General features: G+C 65.5%; 13 protein-coding genes and 1 tRNA gene. 10 read left to right on the top strand and 4 right to left on the bottom strand.

Translation table 11 applies throughout. The features are described 5' to 3' along the window. Both IGW04_RS24220 and IGW04_RS24215 read left to right on the top strand, forming a co-directional pair. Positions 1 to 503: methyl-accepting chemotaxis protein (locus tag IGW04_RS24220; RefSeq protein WP_228527365.1), on the top strand; the 503-nt coding region annotated here is incomplete at its 5' end. An 85-nt stretch (positions 504 to 588) separates the two neighbouring features. Further along, complete coding sequence (locus IGW04_RS24215) at positions 589 to 807, top strand: hypothetical protein (RefSeq protein WP_194715668.1); 219 nt, start codon at positions 589 to 591, stop codon at positions 805 to 807. Between the two features lie 332 nt (positions 808 to 1,139). On the opposite strand, the gene IGW04_RS24210 is transcribed toward IGW04_RS24215, so the two are convergent. Beyond that, positions 1,140 to 2,636: an AMP nucleosidase gene (locus IGW04_RS24210; protein ID WP_194715667.1), complete on the bottom strand. Its 1,497-nt coding sequence runs from the start codon at positions 2,634 to 2,636 to the stop codon at positions 1,140 to 1,142. Positions 2,637 to 2,843: 207 nt separating this feature from the next. Beyond that, on the bottom strand, positions 2,844 to 4,121 hold the full coding sequence (locus IGW04_RS24205) for a glutamate carboxypeptidase (RefSeq protein WP_194715666.1): 1,278 nt from the start codon (positions 4,119 to 4,121) through the stop codon (positions 2,844 to 2,846). A gap of 162 nt (positions 4,122 to 4,283) precedes the next feature. Between IGW04_RS24205 and IGW04_RS24200 the strand changes: the two genes are divergently transcribed. Together IGW04_RS24200 and IGW04_RS24195 are read left to right on the top strand one after the other, a co-directional pair. Continuing rightward, complete coding sequence (locus IGW04_RS24200; protein WP_194715665.1) at positions 4,284 to 5,111, top strand: arylamine N-acetyltransferase family protein; 828 nt, start codon at positions 4,284 to 4,286, stop codon at positions 5,109 to 5,111. A gap of 272 nt (positions 5,112 to 5,383) precedes the next feature. Beyond that, positions 5,384 to 9,112 carry a bifunctional diguanylate cyclase/phosphodiesterase gene (locus IGW04_RS24195; RefSeq protein WP_194715664.1) on the top strand — a complete coding sequence of 1,243 codons (3,729 nt, stop codon included), beginning with the start codon at positions 5,384 to 5,386 and terminating at the stop codon, positions 9,110 to 9,112. Between the two features lie 263 nt (positions 9,113 to 9,375). On the opposite strand, the gene IGW04_RS24190 is transcribed toward IGW04_RS24195, so the two are convergent. Beyond that, positions 9,376 to 11,763 carry a hybrid sensor histidine kinase/response regulator gene (locus IGW04_RS24190; protein WP_194715663.1) on the bottom strand — a complete coding sequence of 796 codons (2,388 nt, stop codon included), beginning with the start codon at positions 11,761 to 11,763 and terminating at the stop codon, positions 9,376 to 9,378. 232 nt (positions 11,764 to 11,995) lie between these two features. Here IGW04_RS24190 and IGW04_RS24185 point away from each other — a divergent pair, with 232 nt between their 5' ends. The 5 genes from IGW04_RS24185 to IGW04_RS24165 all read left to right on the top strand — a co-directional run bounded on the left by IGW04_RS24185 (position 11,996) and on the right by IGW04_RS24165 (position 15,087). Continuing rightward, positions 11,996 to 12,562, top strand: coding sequence for a TetR/AcrR family transcriptional regulator (locus IGW04_RS24185; protein ID WP_228527364.1), 567 nt, complete (start codon positions 11,996 to 11,998; stop codon positions 12,560 to 12,562). A gap of 31 nt (positions 12,563 to 12,593) precedes the next feature. Beyond that, positions 12,594 to 13,838, top strand: a complete 1,245-nt coding sequence (locus IGW04_RS24180) for an MFS transporter (protein WP_228527363.1) — start codon at positions 12,594 to 12,596, stop codon at positions 13,836 to 13,838. 24 nt (positions 13,839 to 13,862) lie between these two features. After that, positions 13,863 to 14,408, top strand: coding sequence for a PaaI family thioesterase (locus IGW04_RS24175; protein ID WP_194715661.1), 546 nt, complete (start codon positions 13,863 to 13,865; stop codon positions 14,406 to 14,408). 208 nt (positions 14,409 to 14,616) lie between these two features. Beyond that, entirely contained in the window at positions 14,617 to 14,847 is a 231-nt protein-coding gene (locus IGW04_RS24170) for a hypothetical protein (protein ID WP_194715660.1), read from the top strand. 6 nt (positions 14,848 to 14,853) lie between these two features. Then, complete coding sequence (locus IGW04_RS24165) at positions 14,854 to 15,087, top strand: WGR domain-containing protein (RefSeq protein WP_194715659.1); 234 nt, start codon at positions 14,854 to 14,856, stop codon at positions 15,085 to 15,087. Positions 15,088 to 15,208: 121 nt separating this feature from the next. On the opposite strand, the gene IGW04_RS24160 is transcribed toward IGW04_RS24165, so the two are convergent. Further along, the gene (locus IGW04_RS24160; RefSeq protein ID WP_194715669.1) at positions 15,209 to 16,111 is read right to left on the bottom strand and encodes a c-type cytochrome; all 903 of its coding nucleotides are present in this window, start codon (positions 16,109 to 16,111) and stop codon (positions 15,209 to 15,211) included. Between the two features lie 195 nt (positions 16,112 to 16,306). Here IGW04_RS24160 and IGW04_RS24155 point away from each other — a divergent pair. Beyond that, a tRNA-Arg gene (locus IGW04_RS24155) sits at positions 16,307 to 16,382 on the top strand. Positions 16,383 to 16,703 lie beyond the last annotated feature (321 nt).

Here is a 16,703-nt window from a genome sequence, read left to right as displayed (position 1 = left end):
CCACCGAAGTGCGCAGCCTGGCGCAGAAGAGCGCGGCGGCGGCGCGCGAGATCAAGGGCCTGATCGGCGACTCGGTGGAGAAGGTCGAGGCCGGCGGCAAGCTGGTGGCGCAGGCCGGCAGCACGATCCGGGAAGTGGTGGCCAGCGTGCAGCGGGTGACCGACATCATGGCCGAGATCACCGCGGCCAGCAGCGAGCAGAGCGCCGGCATCGAGCAGGTGAACCAGGCCATTGCGCAGATGGACCAGGTGACGCAGCAGAATGCGGCGCTGGTCGAGCAAGCGGCGGCAGCGGCCGGTTCGCTGCAGGAGCAGGCGTCGGCGCTGGTGGGCGTGGTCAGCGCTTTCCGGCTCGACCAGGGCAGCCCGGCCGTGCAGCCGGCCAGGCAGGCAACGTCGGCAACGTCGGCCGCCATCGCGCCGGCACGCGTTGCAGCGCCAGCTACCCTGCCAGCCACGCCGCGCCCTTGCGCATCGCCGGCGGGCGACTGGGAAGAGTTCTGACCATCTGTCGCAGCGCAACAAATAGCCGGGAACCAAGCGTGTCCTGGCCTTTCTGAGCGTCATACGATCTGATCGGGGTGGCGCGATGAAGAATCCCTGGGGCAAGAAAAACCCCTTCATGAGCATGTGGCTCTCCGGCGCCAACGCCGTCGCCGGCGCGGCCCGTGGCCGTGCCACCGCCGAGGCGAAGCGGCAGGCATCGACCGCGGTCAGCAAGAGCGCCCGCCAGGTGACTGACGCCTGGACCAGCGCGCTGACCGGCAAGCCGGCGCCAAAACGGCGCCGCAGGAAAAGCGCCCGCTGACCGGGCCGGCCGGCAAGGCCGCCTGCCCCTACTGAAACGCCGCTTTGCGAATCCAGTAGGGTGGAATACCCCGCAGGGGCATTCCACCGAAGCGCCGGCCGTGGCAATACCCGGTCGTTGCTGGTACTGCGGCCGCTCCCGGCGGAATGCCCTTCGGGTATTCCGCCCTACGTATTACGTACTGAAACGCCGCTTTGCGAATCCAGTAGGGTGGAATACCCCGCAGGGGCATTCCACCGAAGCGCCGGCCGTGGCAATACCCGGTCGTTGCTGGTACTGCGGTCGCTCCCGGCGGAATGCCCTTCGGGTATTCCGCCCTGCGCCTTCTGCCCTTACTGAAACGCCACTTCCGCGAAGCTGCGCAGCTTCCTGCTGTGCAGGCTGTCCACCCGCCTTTCCCTGAGCAGCTCCACTGCCCGTATGCCGATGCGCAGGTGCTGGTCCACCCGCTGCCGGTAGAACACATTGGCCATGCCGGGCAGCTTGATCTCGCCGTGCAGCGGCTTGTCGGACACGCACAGCAGCGTGCCGTAGGGTACCCGGAAGCGGAAGCCATTGGCGGCGATGGTGGCGCTTTCCATGTCCAGCGCCACTGCCCTGCTCTGGCTGAAGCGGCGTTCCGGCGTGCGCTGCGGCAGCAGTTCCCAGTTGCGGTTGTCGGTGCTGGCCACGGTGCCGGTGCGCATGATGCGCTTGAGCTCGTAGCCGGTCAGGCAGGTCACGTCGGCCACCGCCTGCTCCAGCGCCAGCTGGATCTCGGCCAGCGGCGGAATCGGCACCCACAGCGGCAGGTCTTCATCCAGCACATGGTCTTCCCGCACATAGCCATGGGCCAGCACATAGTCGCCCAGCTGCTGGGTGTTGCGCAGGCCGGCGCAGTGGCCCAGCATCAGCCAGGCATGCGGCCGCAGCACCGCGATATGGTCGGTAATGGTCTTGGCATTGGCCGGGCCGACGCCGATGTTGACCATGGTGATGCCGCTGCCGTCGGCCCGCACCAGGTGGTAGCCCGGCATCTGCGGCAGCCGCGGCGGCGCCATGCCGCGCTCGTCGTTCGGGCCGGCCGGCTGGCCGGCGCGGCGGGTGACCAGGTTGCCCGGCTCGACGAAGGCGATGTAGTCATCCGGCCCCTTCATCGGGCTGCACATGATCTCCTGGCCGAGCTTGATGAATTCATCGATGTAGAACTGGTAGTTGGTAAACAGCACGAAGTTCTGGAAATGCTCGGGCGCGGTGCCGGTGTAATGGCGCAGCCGCTGCAGCGAATAGTCCACCCGCGGCGCGGTAAACAGCGACAGCGGCTGCGGCCGGCCGGGCGGTATGTCGTCGGTGCCGTTGGCGATGCCGTCGTCCATCGTCGCCAGGTCCGGCAGGTCGAACAGGTCGCGCATGCGCTGCAGCCGGTCGGCCGGCATGTCGGCTTCCACATGGTCGTGCTCGGCAAAGGAAAAATGCACCGGGATGGGCTGGGCGCTGGTGCCGACCTCGATCTGCACGTTCTGGGCGCCATGGTTCTTCAGCAGCAGCCTGAACTGCTCCCGGTAATAGTTGCCGAACAGGTCCGGCCGTGTCAGCGTGGTCTCATAGGTGCCGGGTCCGGCCACGAAGCCATAAGACAGCCGCGAGTCGGTCGGCATGCGGGTATCGGTATGGATGCGCACGAAGGGATAGCAGGCGCGCACCGCGGTGGAGAGATTGTCGCCGCGGATGAAGTCCTGCAGGTGATGGCGCAGGTGGCGTATGCCGTTGTCGTAGATGACGCGCACCTGTTCGAGCGCGGCGGCCGGATCGTCGAAGCGGGTAGTGGCAATGAATTGCGGTGTCAGCATGCTGTGCTCCGGTGTCAGGTGAGGCAGGAAAACGCTTCATGCCGATGCAAGAAGCATTCCCATGACCGATTGGATCACCGCATTGTATCGGCAGCGTGACAGCGGCCGCCAGGAGGCTGCGCGGCAGAAGGCTTTGATGCGAAACGTCGCCGAACCTTCTGCCGCGCAGCCTCCTGGGCTTGCACTGCGCGCCGCCGCGGCGCGGGCTTACTTCACCTTGCCGGACGCCACGTCCATCACCATGCGCGCAGCCAGGTACAGGCGCGGCTCGATGCTGTCGACCAGGATGTATTCGGCATCCTTGGTATGCGCGCCGAAGCCCTGCAGGCCGAAGCGCTCCACCACTGCCTTGCTGTTGCCCTGCGCGGCGAAAGCGGCATCGGTGCCGCCGCCTTCGGCCACCGGGTCGACCACCAGCTCGCGGCCGATCTCGCGGTAGACCGCCTGCGCATGGGACGCCAGCGCCTTGGACGCGGCCGATGCCTCCAGCGGCGGACGGCGGCGTTCGAAGACGGCCGTGACCTTGGAGTCGGGCAGCAGCTTCTGCGCGCTGCGCTCCTGCACCTGGCGCTCGATGCCGTCATAGTCGGCCGCGCGCAGCACGCGCACGTCGGCCTGCGCCTCCGCCTGGTCCGGGATCACGTTGCGGTTGCTGCCGGCCTTGGCCAGCGTCCAGTTCATCTTCACGCCGGTGTCGGTGTTGGAAAGCTTGCTCATCTGCGTGACCTGGTGCGCCATTTCATACAGCGCGTTGACGCCCTTCTCCGGCGCCGAGCCGGCATGCGAGGCGCGTCCCTGCACGTCGAGCGTGACCGAGCCGATGCCGGCGGTGGCAAGCGACAGCTTGTCGGAGTTGCTGCGCGAGGACTCGAAGGACATCGTCACGTCATGCTCCGCGCCCAGCCTGGCGATCAGCTTGCGCGAGCCCGGCGAGCTGATCTCCTCGTCGGCATTGATCAGGACCGTCAGGGTGCCGTAGTCGTCGAACTTCAGTTCCTTCAGCATGGCAACCGTGTGGATGATGGTGGCGATGCCCTGCTTGTCGTCGGCGATCGCCAGGCCGTACGCCTTGTCGCCCTCGATGCGGAACGGCTGCTTCTCCAGCATGCCCTTCAGGTACACCGTGTCCATGTGCGCCAGCATCATGATGTTCTTCGTGCCGCGGCCCTTGAAGGTGGCGCGCACCACGCGTCCCACCTTTTCCGGCGTGTCCTGCATGCGGTAGATATCGTTGCTGACGTCGACCAGCTGCACCTCGCCGCCCAGCGCCTTGAGGCGGCCGGCGATCAGGTTGGCGACCTTGTCCAGGCCTTCCAGGTCGCGGCTGCCGGATTCGATATTGCACAGTTCCTTCAGGGTCTCGAGCAGCGGCGCCTTGTGCTGCCTGGCCTGCGCCAGCACCGGTTCGAGCGGCTGTGCCTGCGCGGCGAAAGCGGCCGTGCAAAAGGCGGCCGATACAATGAGGGGAAGGATGCGGAGCTTCATGGAGGTTGTCATGGCGGATATTCTTTTTGGAAAGGGTGGAGAGCATGCCATACCACCCCGGCAATTTCCAAGGCCTGCCAGGCTCAATTCTGGAGAATGACCGCATGTATCCGGCGCAGGCCAACCGGCCCTCACATCGCCGGCTATCAAAGGAGACGGCCCATGCCACATGCAAGCCCCGGACTCGACGCCTACCTGCGCCGCATCGGCTATCGCGGCCCGCGGCCCGGCCCCGACCTTCCGACGCTGCGTGCCATCCACGCGCTGCATGTCGACGCCATTCCCTTCGAAAACCTGGCGCCGCTGCTCGGCATGGAAGTGGCGCTGGACTTGCCGGCGCTGCGGCAGAAGCTGCTTGCCGAGGGCCGCGGCGGCTGGTGCTTCGAGCACAATACCCTGCTGCAGCATGCGCTGTCCGGACTCGGCTTCACCGTGCGCCCGCTGGCGGCGCGGGTGGCGTGGAACGTGCCGCCGGGCGTGGTCAATCCGCGCACCCACATGCTGCTCCATGTCGAACTCGACGGCGAGCCCTGGATCGCCGATGCCGGCTTCGGCGGCATGACGCTCTCGGCCCCGCTGCAGCTGGCGCCGCATCTGCCGCAGCACACGCCGCACGGCCGCTTTCGCCTGGCGCCGCTTGACGACGGCTATCAGCTCGAGGCCGAACTGCCCGAGGGCTGGCGCGCGCTGTACGCCTTCGACCTGCGCGCCCAGCTGCCGCCCGATTTCGCGATGGCCAGCTGGTACCTCGCCCACTATCCGCAGTCGCCTTTCGTCAGCAGGCTGATGGCGGCGCGGGCCGAGCCGGGCCGCCGCCATTCGCTGCTCGACAATCGCTACACCGTGCATGAAGCGGGCGGCAGCACGGTCAGCATGATCGAACAGCCCGAAGCCCTGCGGCGCTTGCTGACTGACGCATTCGGCATCCGCCTGCCGCGCCATCCGGCGCTGGACGCACTGCTGGCGCGCCTGGTCGCCGCGGCCTCCTGAGCCTGTTCCGCGACAGCAGCGCCTTGCCATGCACAGCCACGCTGTCATGAATAAATGTGCGCTTCCTGCGAACAAATGATCAAAGGAAGTCGTTGAACTTTTACCAAAAGTAGAAGTCCAGACCGACTGTAGAGCAATGTGCTTTTCGGTATCCTCCTACGGAAAGCCGTGTATTGCTTTCGGGAGCGTACGAGTGCATGACGCGTCGCGATAAGTTCTGCCGCACGCCCGCCTGCACAGCCGTCAGGCGAGCGAGACAAGTACGCCATGAAATGAAGCAGACTGATAACACCAATCATGCGATCTGGCCGTCCGATGGCGGCGACATGGGGGAGCGCATACGTGACCATGACTGGGCCGGCACCCTGCTCGGCCGCGCCGCGCCGGACATGCTGGGCCAGCCGTTCCACAGCCATTGGCCGCAGCGCTGGAAACTGGCCGGCTCCGTCCACGACACCCTGACCGGCCGCAGCCAGTCCCGTACCTTCCACCAGCAGTCGCTGCCCATCTTCAATGGCGACAGCGAGGAGCCCGGCATGTTCAGCATGACCTGCACCCCGGTGCCGGCCGAGCATGGCGGCCTGGGCGGCATGCTGATCCTGCTGCAGGACACCGGCCAGTCCGACCAGGGCGGTGCGATGCAGGCCGAACGCGCCCGGCGCAGCGCGGTGCTGCATGCCGACCGCCTGCAGTTGCTGGAGGAAGTGTTCCGCCGTTCCCCTTCCTTCGTGCACGTGCTGCGCGGACCGGCCTACGTGGTGGAATTCGCCAACGAGGCCTATACCAGAATGGTCGGCAATCGCGACCTGATCGGCCGGCCGCTGTTCGATACCGTGCCGGAACTGAGCTCGGCGCGCTACCAGTCGATACTGGCCCAGGTGCGCGCCAGCGGCGAGCCCTTCGTGGGCCGCGAAATGGCCGTCATGCTGGCGTCCGGGCCCGGCGCCGCACCCGAGGAAACCTATCTCGACCTGGTCTATTCGCCGCTGGTGGACGCCGATGGCCGCAATACCTGGCTCCTGGGCTATGGCGTGGATGTGACGGAAAAGACGCGCGCCCGGCGCCAGGCCGAGCAGGCCCTGCGCGACAGCGAGGCGCGGCTGTCTGCGATCTTTTCGCGCGCCGCCGCCGGCCTGTCGGAATTGTCGCTGGACGGCCGCTTCCTGCGCGTCAACGACACCATCTGCCAGATGCTGGGCCGCTCGCGCCAGGAGCTGCTGGCGGCCAGCATCGCCGATGTCACCCATCCCGATGACGTGCCGCCCAGCATGGAAGCAGTGCAGCGCCTGCTGGCCGGCGGCGGACAGGCCGAGCAGGTTGCGCTGGACAAGCGCTATCTGCGCCGCGACGGCAGCGTCATCTTCTGCAACAGCGCGCTGACCCGGCTCGACGATGACCAGGGCCGCCCGCGCTCGCTGCTGGCGGTCACGGTCGATTTGAGCCAGCGCAGGCAGGCCGAAGCGGCGCTGCGCGAAAGCGAGGAATTCCATCGTTTCGCCGCCGAGGCCGGCGCCATCGGCAAATGGGAAATCGACCTTGCCAGCGGCAACTGCACGGTGTCGCCGCGCATGGCGGTGCTGCTCGGTTACCCGGCCGAACAGATGGTGCTGAGCAGCGCGCAATGGAGCAGCATGGTGGAGCCGGAAGACCTGGCCATGCTGATCTCGAAACTGGAGGCGGCGGCGCTGGCCGATGCGCAGCTCGATATCGAACTGCGCATCCGCCGCCATGGCAGCGGCGAGCTGCGCTGGATGTACACCCGCGGCGGCGTGGTCAAGGACAGTTCAGGCCGCAGCGCCCGCGTTCATGGCGTGTCGCTCGATGTCACCGAGCGCAAGGCGGGCGAAGCGGCCCTGCGTGCCAGCGAGGAACGCTACCGCATGCTCACCGAACTCAGTCCGGATGCGATGCTGGTCAATGTCGCCGACCGCATCGTCTATGCCAACCAGTCGGCGGTGGCCCTGCTGGGTGGCGACAGCGTCAACGATATCGTCGGGCATTCGCCCTACGCCTTCATCTCACCCGAGTTTCACGGCAGCGTGAGCGAGCGCATCGCGCGTGCCTTGCAGGACGGACATACCCGTCTGCCGCTGATGGAGCAGCGCTGGCGCCGCATCGATGGCGCCGAAGTGCATGTGCAGGTGTCGGCCGGCTTCATCACCTGGGAAAACCAGGCCGCTGTCCAGGTTCTGCTGCGCGACGTCACCGAGCAGCAGGGCATACGGGACGCGCTGCGCATCAGCAACGAGCGGCTGAAGCTGGCCATCGAGGGATCGGGCGAAGGCATCTGGGACTGGGACATCCGGCGCGATGTCTATACCTTCTCCGACCATCTCAAGCGCATGCTCAACCTCGGCGCAGACGGCAACGGCGCCGGGGATATCAAGGAAGCGCTGCGCAAGCGCATCCACCCGGACGACCTGCCGCGCATCTGGATGGCCCTGCGCGCCTACATCGAAGGCCGCGAGAGCGCCTATGCCTGCGACTTCCGGGTGCAGCGCCCGAACGGTTCCTGGCTTTGGATGCTGTCGCGCGGCATCATCGTGGCGCGCGACAGCGACGGCCGGCCTTTGCTGATGACCGGCACCATGCAAGACATCTCGGCCAGGAAGGAAGCCGATGAAAAGATCTGGCACCATGCCAACTTCGACGCGCTGACCGGCCTGCCCAACCGCCGGCTGTTCCGCGACCGGCTGGACCAGGAAGTGCGCAAGGCCGCCCGCAGCGGCAAGCAGATAGCGCTGCTGTTCATCGATCTCGACCGCTTCAAGCAGGTCAACGACCTGCTCGGCCACGACGCCGGCGACACGCTGCTGGCCCAGGCGGCCAACCGCATCAAGGGCTGCGTGCGCGACGCCGACACGGTGGCCCGGCTGGGCGGCGATGAATTCACCGTGATCCTGACCGCGCTCGACAGTCCGGCCCGGGTCGAGCATGTCTGCCAGAAGATCCTGGAGACGCTGGAAAGCCCTTTCCACATCGGCAAGGAGGTGGCCTACATGTCGGGCAGCATCGGCGTGACCCTCTATCCGAACGATGCGATTACCTCGGAAGAGCTGATCCGCAAGGCCGACCAGGCAATGTACGCCGCCAAGAACGCCGGCAAGAACCAGTTCAGCTACTTCACCTATGCGATGGATGAAAAGGCGCACCTGCGCCTGCGCTTGGCCAGCGAACTGCGCAGCGCCCTGCCGGCCGGGCAGCTCGAAGTGCATTATCAGCCGGTGCTGGACCTGGGCAGCGGCAGCATCTTCAAGGCCGAGGCCCTGCTGCGCTGGCAGCATCCGCGCTTCGGCCTGGTCGAGCCGAGCAGCTTCATTCCGCTGGCCGAGGAGACCGGCCTCATCAACCAGATCGGCAACTGGGTATTCAAGCAGGCCGCTTCCTGCTCCAGGCAATGGAGCGAACGCATCGGCGAACGCTTCCAGATCGGCGTCAACAAGTCGCCGATCCAGTTCCTGGCGCATAACGACGACGCCGACTGGCTGCAGTACCTGGAGCGCACCAATGTGCCCGGCAGCAGCATTTCGATTGAAATCACCGAGGGCATGCTGCTGCACGCCTCTTCCTCCGTCACCAACAAGCTGCTGGAATACCGCGATGCCGGCATCCAGGTCGCCATCGACGATTTCGGCACCGGCTATTCCTCGATGGCGTACCTGAAGAAATTCGACATCGACTACCTGAAGATAGACCAGTCCTTCGTCAGCGAGATCACCACCGATGCCGGCAGCCGCACCATCGCCGAATCCATCATCGTGATGGCGCACAAGCTGGGCCTGAAGGTCATTGCCGAAGGCATCGAGACGCCCGAACAGCTCGCGCTGCTGGTGGCGGCCGGCTGCGACTATGGCCAGGGCTTCCTGTTTGCCAGGGCCATGGTGCCGGCGGAATTCGAAAGGCTGCTGCTGGAAAATCGCGCCGGCCATTCACGCTGGCAGGGCCTGTTCAAACGGTCGGTGCAGGACGATGCCGGCGGCGCCGCATATGGCGCAATGTAGCGCCGGGAAGTGCTCCAGTGCCCGCCTGCCACGCTCTTGGTGACGTAGGGTGCCATACCCCGGAGGGGCATTGCACCAGGCCGTCGGTCACGGTGCGGCGTGATATAGCCCTGCCGTTCCACCGCCACACGGTTCAATGCCCTTCGGGTACTGCACCCTACCAAATTCCCGGTGGGTGCGGTCCTTTCAACGGCAATCCGACTTGGCCGGCGGATGCCAGTCAGGCCGGAAACGCGCCCGCGCTGTTTCTCTTGGACGGGTACTTAAAGCTGCGACAGCAGCGACTGCAGCGCCGCGATATCCACCGGCTTGGTCAGATGATGGTCGAAGCCGCTTTCCTGGGTGCGCTTCCGGTCCTCTTCCTGGCCCCAGCCGGTCAAGGCCACCAGCCGGGTGGCGGCAAAGCGTGGCTGCTCGCGGATGCGGCGCGCCACTTCATTGCCATCCATTCCCGGCATGCCGATATCGAGCAGGACCACATCCGGCTTGAAGTTCTCCATCGTGGCCAGCGCGGACGGACCGTCGTGGGCCACCTTGACGGCCTTGCTGCCCATGAATTCCAGCAGCATCGACAGGGTTTCGGCGGCATCGCGATTGTCGTCCACCACCAGTACCCGCTGGGCGCTGTCCTCGGTCGCGCCGCCGCCCGAGGCGCCCTGCTCTTCGGCCTGCGCCATCTTCGGCATCAGCGGCAGCCGCACGATGAATTCGCTGCCCAGCCCGAGGCCGGCGCTGCGGGCTTCGACGCTGCCGCCATGCATGCGGACCAGGTTGGCCACCAGCGTGAGGCCAATGCCCAGGCCGCCCTGGCGCTGGCTGGCCGCCTCTCTCTCCTGCGAAAAGATGTCGAATACCCGCGGCAGCATCTGCGGTGAAATGCCGATGCCGTTGTCGCGCACCGAAACGATGGCCATGTTTTCCTCCTCATAAGCATGGAGCCAGATCTGGCCGCCCGGGCTAGTATAGCGGGCGGCATTATTGAGCAGGTTGGCGAAGACCTGGGTCAGCCGGACCGCATCCGCGTCCAGCATGATATCGGCCTCGACCGGCGTGCGATTGAGGCGGTGGCGCGCGCTCTCCACCAGCGGCATGCTGGTTTCCACCGCGCCCTGCAGCACCTCGGCCAGCGCCGTCGGCGCGCGGCGCAGCGCGATGCGGCCGCGGGTGATGCGCGAGATGTCCATCAGGTCGTCCACCAGCCGGACGATGTAATCGAGCTGGCGCGACATCATCTGCTGCAGCCGGTCGGACAGCCGGGCGCCATTGGGCCGGCCCATCATGGGCATGGCGCTGCACAGCGGCGCCAGCGGATTGCGCAGTTCATGCGCCAGGGTCGCCAGGAATTCATCCTTGCGCCGGTCGGCGTCGCGCAGCGCCTTTTCGGCCGCCACCGCGTCGGAGATGTCGATCGACATGCAGACATGGCCGGCATAGCCGCCATCGCCGGTGAAGAACGGCATGCCATAGGACTCCAGCCAGCACCAGGTGCCGTCGCGGCTGCGCACCCGCGTGCGGCACTGGAAACGCTGGCGCAGTCTGCGGGCATCCGACAGGGCGTTCAGGTAGGCTGGCGCATCCTCGGGATGCAGCAGGCTGCGCCAGCCGGCATGCATCAGCGTATTCTTGGGGCGGCCGCTCAGTTCGGTATAGCGGGGATTGAGATAGACCACATTGCCGGCCGGGTCGAGCTGCCAGATCAGCGCCGGCGACGCTTCGGCCAGCGCGCGGAAGCGGGTTTCGCTGCGATGCAGGACTTCCTCCGCGCATTTGCGGTCGGTGATGTCCATGTTCATGCAGGCCCATTTCTGCACGCTGCCATCGTCATTGAACAGCGGCGCCGTGCGCATGTCGGTCCAGCTCCAGCTGCCATCGGCGCGGCGCAGCCGGAACGCCAGGTCGGCCGGCGAGCGCTTCTGGCGGATGTCCTGCCATCTGGCATCGAACTCGCGCCGGTCTTCCGGATGGATCGCGTCCATCCAGCCATGGCCCAGCATCTCTTCCACGCTCTGCCCGGTCCAGGCACGCCATGTCGGCGAATCGATCGCCACCGCGCCGTCCGGCGCCGCTTCCCAGATCGCCTGCGCCACGCCTTCCACCAGCACCCGGAAGCGCTGGTCGTTCATGCGGCTGCGGGTTTCAATGTCGAGCTGATCCAGCGCCGCGGCCGTCGTGCGGCACAGCATTTCAAGCAGCACCCGGTTGTCTTCGTCCACCGGGCAGGGCCGGTACCAGCATACGCCGATGGTGCGTGAACCCGAGCGGCCGGCCGGCACCAGCAACAGGCTGCGCAGCGGGTCCGGCAAACGCGGCGCCGCGCTATCGGGGTTATTGATCATCACGCAGCGGCCATGCTGCGCGGCCTCGGCGCAGATCGCATCCAGCGCCGGGCAAGGCAGATCGCCGCCCGCGGTCGGCAGCAGGCGGCATGAGCCGTGGTCGCGCTGCGCGACCGTGATGCCGTGCGCCTGGCCGAGCCGCCAGGCGGCATCGCGCGCGATATCCAGCGCATGGCTTGCGTCTTCGGCCGCGGTCAGGCTGGCCTGGACGGCAGCGAGCCATTGCAGGCGCTCGGCCAGGGGCAGCCGCGCTATGTCGCCGACCGATGCGGCAAGCGCTTCCCGCAATATTTCTGTCTCTTCAGTTCTGTTCATACCTGGCTACTTCCGTCCATGTTGGTTCGCCGGCGGGGATACGATGGGCGGATCGGGTGTTTCCCAAGGACTGGTAGACGCCAGTGCCCTGGGCTGGTTCCCTCACTATGGGCCAGCACAGCGGCCAGCCAATGTCCCTGCGCAAAAAAACTGGCAGTCATCGCCTGTTCGGGTTTATTATGATAATCGTCATGTAAAAAAGAGGTGTCGGATGAAGGTGTCGCGTCAACAGATGGTAGCCAACCGCGAACGGCTGCTCGACATCGCCTCGCGCCTGTTCCGCGAGCGCGGCTTCGACAGCGTCAGCGTTGCCGAAATCATGCAGGAAGCCGGGCTGACCCACGGCGGCTTCTATGGCCACTTCTCCTCGAAGGAAGCGCTGGCGGCGGAAGCGGCCACCCATGCGCTGCTGCAGACCGCCAACCGCTGGCGCGCCACGCTGGAGAGCAGCGGCACGGCTGGCCTCGAGCGCATCGTCGACGCTTACCTTTCGCAACAGCACCGCGACCGTCCCGGCATCGGCTGCGCCATTGCCGCGCTGGGCCCGGAGGTGGCGCGCCAGCCCGACCCGGTACGCCATGCCTTCGCCGCCGAGCTCGAAAGCCTGATCGGCGTGCTGTCCGGCTTTCTGCCCGGCGCCGACCCGTCGGTGCGCCGCAAGCGGGCGCTGGCGCTGATGGCCCAACTGGTCGGCGCCATCGTGCTGGCGCGCGCCTTCGGACGCAGCGCCATGTCGGCTGAAATCCTGGATATCGTGCGCGCAGCCGTGGTGCTGCCAGACGGTGCCACTGTCGCCTGATCCCCTGCCCCTCCACTCCGGGAAATCCGCCATGAGCGCCATTGCTTCCAACGAAACCCCCGCCGCCGCCTCGCGCAGCGCCTGGATGCTGATGCTGGCCGCCGCCGCCATCCTGATGCTGACCATGGGCGCGCGCCAGACCATGGGCCTGTTCCTGTCGCCGCTCAACACCGCGACCGGGCTGGGCATTGCCTCCATCAGCCTGGCGCTGGCAGTAGGCCAGCTGATGTGGGGCGTCGCCCAGCCGGTATTCGGCGCCGTGGCCGACCGTTATGGCTCGATGCGGGTCATCGTCATCGGCGCGCTGATGCTGGCGGCCGGCACCGCGGCCACGCCCTTCATGCACAGCCAGGCCGGACTGCTGCTGAGCATGGGCTTTTTGAGCGCCGCCGGCGCCGGCGCCGGCAGCTTTTCCATCCTGATCGGCGCCGCATCGCAACGCCTGCCGGCCGAGCGGCGGGCCTTTGCCTCGGGCTTCATCAATGCCGGCGGCTCCTTCGGCCAGTTCGTCTTCGCGCCGGCCGTTCAGGCCATCATCAGCAGCGCCGGCTGGGTGGTCGCCATGCTGGCCATGGCGGCCAGTTCCCTGCTCACCATTCCGCTGGCCCGTCCGCTGCGCACACCGCCGCGGCCAAAAAGCGACGTTGGCGCCGCCAGCGCGGACGGCGGCCTGAAGGCGCAGCTGCGGCTGGCCCTGCGCGACCGCAGCTACCTGTGCCTGCATGCCGGCTTTTTCACCTGCGGTTTTCATATCGCCTTCCTGGTGACCCATCTGCCGGGCGAGGTAGGACTGTGCGGCCTGCCCGCCAGCGTTTCAGCCGCGGCCTTGGCCCTGATCGGGCTGTTCAATATCGCAGGCAGCCTGTCGGCCGGCATGCTGGCATCCCGCTTCCGGATGAAATACCTGCTGGCGGCCATGTATGGCAGTCGCGCGGTGATCATCCTGATCTATCTCGCCGCGCCCAAGACCGCCTGGACGTTCTATCTGTTTGCCGCCGCCCTCGGCTTCACCTGGCTGGCCACGGTGCCGCCGACCGCCGGCTTGGTCGGCAAGCTGTTCGGCGTGCGTTACCTCGCTACCCTGTTCGGCCTGACCCTGCTGTCGCATCAGATCGGCGGCTTCTTCGGCGCCTGGCTGGGTGGCTTGTCCTTCGTCACCTACGGTAACTACAACTGGATGTGGTACGCCGATATCGCGCTGGCCCTGGCTGCCGCGCTGGTCAATCTGCCGATCCGCGAAGCCCCAGTCCTTCGGCCCGCGACCGCGGCCGTCTGAGCCAAACCATCACAAGGAGCGAACATGGAATCAAATGAAGTGCTGGCCGCCTGGAAACACCAGGAAGAACAACTGCGTGCGGGTCGCACCCGCAGCGATCAGCGGGTGGGCGTTGCCAGCCGCGAACAGATCGCCGGCAAGACCGGGCTGGAAATCATGCAGTCCCTGCCGCGCGGCGAACTGCCGGCGCCGCCGATCACCGACACCCTGGATTTCACCCTGATCGAAGTGGACTACGGACGGGCGGTATTTCAGGGCCGGCCGCTGGAGCGGCACTACAATCCGCTGGGCACGGTGCATGGCGGCTGGTTCGCCACCCTGCTCGACTCGGCGGTCGGCTGCGCCGTCCACACCGCCATGCCGGTCGGCAAGAGTTACACCACGCTGGAACTGAAGGTGAACATGCTGCGCGCGCTGACCAAGAATGTGGAACTGGTGCGTGCCGAAGGCCGAACCATCCATGTTGGCGGCCAGGTCGCAACGGCCGAGGCGCGCCTGGTGGACGCCGCCGGCAAGCTTTATGCGCATGCAACCACGACATGCCTGGTTTTCGATTTGCCACCCAAGTGAAGTCCTGGCATCGAACAGTCGAGGCAAGGCTCCCGCTGTGGTGAAATTGCAAATCTTATCTGGACAAATTGATGTTCTGGATACCGTGCTGTATTAACATACAGCACTTGCCGGGCTGAAACCTCGATGTGGCAGCCTGGCAGGCTCGGGTAATTACCTGGGTCTTCCTTGCCCGACATTCCAGATTGCCTAGTTGGCACAGTTCATCATGACAAAATTCATTGGTTTCGCCGCTTTTCTCCTGTTCGCTTCCGTTGGCCAGGCTTACGCGCAGTCGGCCGCCATCGATGCCAAGCCCAAGCATCCGCGCGCCATGCAATATAACGAACGCCAATTGTATGAAGCCGAGCAGGCCAGGAAGCGCCGGGTGCTGGTCCGTTGCCGTGACGGTTCCAGGCACATCGCCCGGGTATGCCGTCGCCATGGCGGTATAGCCTGATCACGCATGCTGGCCCATCAGCCGGTCAAGCTGCTGTTTACCTGGCGCACACGTTTCTATAGCGCGGTGCTGGACCGTGACCTGTTCGGGCAATGGAGTGTCACACGCAGTTGGGGCAGTAGCCGCAATGGCCAGGGTGGCGGCCGGGTAACCGTCGTTCCCGACTTCGACAGCGGCCTGGCACTGCTGCGCGCTATTACCGGCAGGCGCGAGAAAATGGGATATCGCCTCAGCGAATAAGCTCACAGCCCAGGCAGGCGGCAAGCCGGCTCCGGCAACCATCGTCCAATAAAAAACCCCATCCTGTGCCGGATGGGGTTTTGTTTTTCCAGCCCTGGTAGCCAGGACGATGGCGGAAGAGTTACTTCGCAGCCGCAGCCATGTAATCCACTGCCGCCTTGACTTCCTCGTCCGAAGCGGCGGAGCCACCCTTGGGAGGCATCATGCCATTCTTGCCCTGAAAGCCCTTGATCGCATGTTCGTAGAGCACGTTGGAGCCTTGCTTGATGCGGTCAGCCCAGGCTGCCTTGTCGCCAAACTTCGGTGCGCCTGCCACGCCCGCGCCATGGCATGCGACGCAAGCCGACTCGTAAATTTTCTTGCCGACGTCTGCCGATGCAGCAGGGGCAGCGGCAGGTGCAGCTGCCGCCGGAGCAGCCGCGGCAGCCGGCGCGGCGGCCACCTGCGTGGCTGCCGGCGCAGCTGCCGCGGGCTGTTCTGCGGGCGCCGCAGCATCCGCGGTCTTGGCCGGCGCTGCCTTTGCTTCAGGTTCCTTGAACTTGGCGCCCGACTGATTCGTCATGAAGACGACCGCACGTGCCACCTCGATGTCGTCGAGATCCGGATTGCCACCTTTGGCGGGCATTGCACGTATGCCTTGTACGGCGTGCTTCACCAATGTCTCGTAACCCTGGCTGATGCGCGCGGCCCAACCGGCGGCGTCGCCAGTCTTGGGCGCGCCGGCCGCACCGCTCTGGTGACAGGCGGCGCACACCGACTTATAGACATCGGCGCCGGCCAGCAGCTGCTTGGGCGCATTGACGTCACGGAAGGTGAAGCCATCATCCGCCACCGGCTTGATGCGCGCCGCAATGGCTTCGGAGGTTTGCCCGGCGGACCCGGCGCCAACCTTGTTATGGTTGGTGACGTACTGGACGAGCAGCACAATACAAATGATAGGAATTAGAAAACCTGCAAGGACGGCGGCAATCAGTTGCTTGGGTGTGCGTATTACGGACTGATGTTCGTTATGTGCGTCGCTCATTATTTCCTCAAGTACGATTTGTTCGAAATCTGCGGCGAAGCGCCCCGACGCTGCTACCTTGCATGCCGCAAAGCAATGTCTCGCCAAACCCTTGATTATAGACTTAACATCACCGATTTGGCACGAAAAACCCGGCTATCCATGGACGGCGCACAAGAAAGGCGGTATCCTGCACGCCTGTTTCGGCATCTCAACGCGGCTGTAGCTCAGTGGATAGAGTATTGGCCTCCGAAGCCAAGGGTCGCTGGTTCGATCCCAGCCAGCCGCGCCACGGAAACCGAAAAAAACTTGGAACAAAATCGTCGAAGGTGTTGACGACAAGCTCCAAACACCGCATAATCGCTTTCTCTGCTGCTGACGAACAAAACGCTTCGCAGCAGCCGGCAAGTCCCCCGGGACGGCTGGCAGCAGACTGAATTGCCCGGTTCTTTAACAACCAACAACCGATAAGTGTGGGCACTTGATGAAGTGCGCCGGCGGCAACGCCGGATGCTCAACTATTAAGCAAGTGCTCACAACAAAGAAGTAGAACGATTCGCAAGAATCGGTCTGTCAGTATTTTGAGTGAGCGACGGTTCTTCGGAACCTGCCA

It is taken from the genome of Noviherbaspirillum soli, assembly GCF_015352955.1.
Taxonomy (GTDB): Bacteria; Pseudomonadota; Gammaproteobacteria; order Burkholderiales; family Burkholderiaceae_D; genus Noviherbaspirillum_A; species Noviherbaspirillum_A soli.
The sequence above is the reverse complement of the archived record's forward strand: the minus strand, read 5'-3'. Positions and strand labels throughout refer to the sequence as shown.